Annotated in this window: 2 protein-coding genes; both read right to left on the bottom strand. The window is 70.4% G+C overall.

Annotated features, from left to right (window positions below; translation table 11 throughout):
* Positions 1-97: 97 nt before the first annotated feature.
* A complete protein-coding gene (locus tag BN903_RS10305) occupies positions 98-1,036 on the bottom strand; it encodes an acetamidase/formamidase family protein (RefSeq protein ID WP_048077681.1) in 939 nt (312 codons plus the stop codon).
* 115 nt (positions 1,037-1,151) lie between these two features.
* Complete coding sequence (gene psmA, locus BN903_RS10300) at positions 1,152-1,970, bottom strand: archaeal proteasome endopeptidase complex subunit alpha (RefSeq protein WP_195155779.1); 819 nt, start codon at positions 1,968-1,970, stop codon at positions 1,152-1,154.
* Between the last annotated feature and the right edge of the window lie 67 nt (positions 1,971-2,037).

Here is a 2,037-nt window from a genome sequence, read left to right as displayed (position 1 = left end):
CTGAGTTGAGCGACGCCGCGCGGCGGTTCGCCGAGCGGTCGGAACGCTGAGACGCCCGCTCCGGCGAGCGGTCGGCGGCGGCGAGACCCTTCCGGGGTCAGAACGGCAGCGAGAGGTACTCGCTCGGGACCGCGTTCCGCGCCGTCACCTGCGGATCGACCACCTGACTGATCTCCAGTCCGCCGACGAGGCTCGAAAAGAGGTACGCGTCGGTGCGCGAGAAGCCGTGGTGGTGCGCCAGCAGGTCCAGCATGTCGCCGTTCGCCAGTTCGACGGCCTCTTCTACCGTCTCGGCGCTGGCGAGGGTCTTCACGGCGTCGCCGGTGTCGACGACCGGCCGGTCCAGCGAGACGGGCGGGTCCTCGATCACGGAGAGCGTCGCGTCGACCTCGACCGCGATCTCCGCGCCGGTCCCGCACATCTCGCCGTCGGCCATCGCGGCCTTCGCGTCCCCCATCGCCAGCATCGCGCCCTCCTGAAAGACGGGGAAGTAGACGGTCGTCCCGCCGGTCACGTCGGTCGTGTCGAGGTTCCCGCCGTGGTCGTCGGGCGTGAGCGTCGAGACCGTCTCCCCGCCCGTCGCGACGCCGATCGTTCCGATCACCGGCTCGATCGGCACGTCGATCCCCTCGAACTCGATCCGTCCGCCGTCATCGCTTCCGGCGGCTGCCGCGCCGTCGCGATCGACCTCGGTGATCCGCGTCGCGGGATGGTCGATCTCCGGGTCGTCCCGAAGCAGGCCGAATCCGGGTGCCGTAAGCACTCGACCGCGGTCCTCCGCGACGCGCACGGCCTCGATGTCGACCGCGAGGAGGTCGCCCGGACTCGCGCCCGCCACCGCGATCGGCCCGGTCGCCGCGTTGACCTCCTCGGGGATCGCGTCGAGGAGGTCGTCGTCGGTCTGGATCGCCCCGTTCAGGCTGTCCACCGTCTCGACCGTCAGCGACTCGCCGTCGGCGGCCTCGTAGACTGGGTCCATTTCGGGGGCGAACTCGTAGACGTGGCCGTCGCGGTGTGAGACGACTTCTCGTGACATCGATTCGGGATCCGCGCCGCACAGTAAAAAATCCGGGCGGCGAACTCGACGCGAGCGGAGCGTCGCGCCGACGGGGTATGCCGCGACGACGAAGCGTTTCGCGACCGTGAGAGCGTTACTCGTCGCTTCCGTCCGCGTCTTCCTCGTCCGCGTCGCCCGCATCCGCGTCGCTTTCGGCGTCTGCCTCGGTCCCTTCGTCGTCCGCCTCGTCAGCGCCGAGTCCGGCGGCCTCGAAGGCGGCCTCGACTTCGTCGACCGGGACCGTGCGGAAGCCGTCGGCCTCCGTCACGGTCGCGACGGCGAGGTCCGACGGCTCGAAGTCGTCGTCGTGGGCGGCCAGCGCCGCGACGGCGAGCTCGATGCCGTCCTCCAAGGAGAGGTCGTCGCGCCACTCGTCTTCGAGGTGGCCCTGGATGTCCTGTCGGCCGCCGCCGATGACGGTCGCCTTCCACTCGTTGGGCGTCCCCGAGGGGTCGGCCGCGAACAGGCGCGGCTCGCCGTCGTCGATGCCGCCGATGAGGAGGGCCGCGCCGTACGGCCGCGTGCCGCCGCGTTGGGTGTTCTCTTGGATGTGGTCGGTGACGAACTTCGTCAGCGTCTCGACGCCGACCGGCTCGCCGTAGCGCAGGCGGTTCCCCTGCGACTGGCGGCGCGCGAGGTCAATCAGCTGTCGGGCGTCGGCGACGTGGCCCGCGCTCGCGGTGCCGAGGTGGTCGTCGAGCTTGTGGAGCTTCTCGATGCTCTCCGCCTCCATCAGCGACGAGGAGGGCCGGGACATCGCGACGAAGACGACGCCGTCCGTCGTCCGGACGCCGACGCTCGGCGCGCCCCGAGAGACCGCCTCGCGGGCGTACTCCACCTGATAGATCCGGCCGTCCGGCGAGAACAGCGACGTACCGCGGTCGTACGCCTGCTGATCGTTACCGCCCATCATCGCCGATCACCCGCTCGCGCGGTGTCACGCTCGCTCATTACCTTCCCTTGCGTCGCGCCGTTGAAAA

The sequence above is a fragment of the Halorubrum sp. AJ67 genome, assembly GCF_000513435.1.
This window is presented reverse-complemented; position numbering and strand designations above follow the sequence as displayed.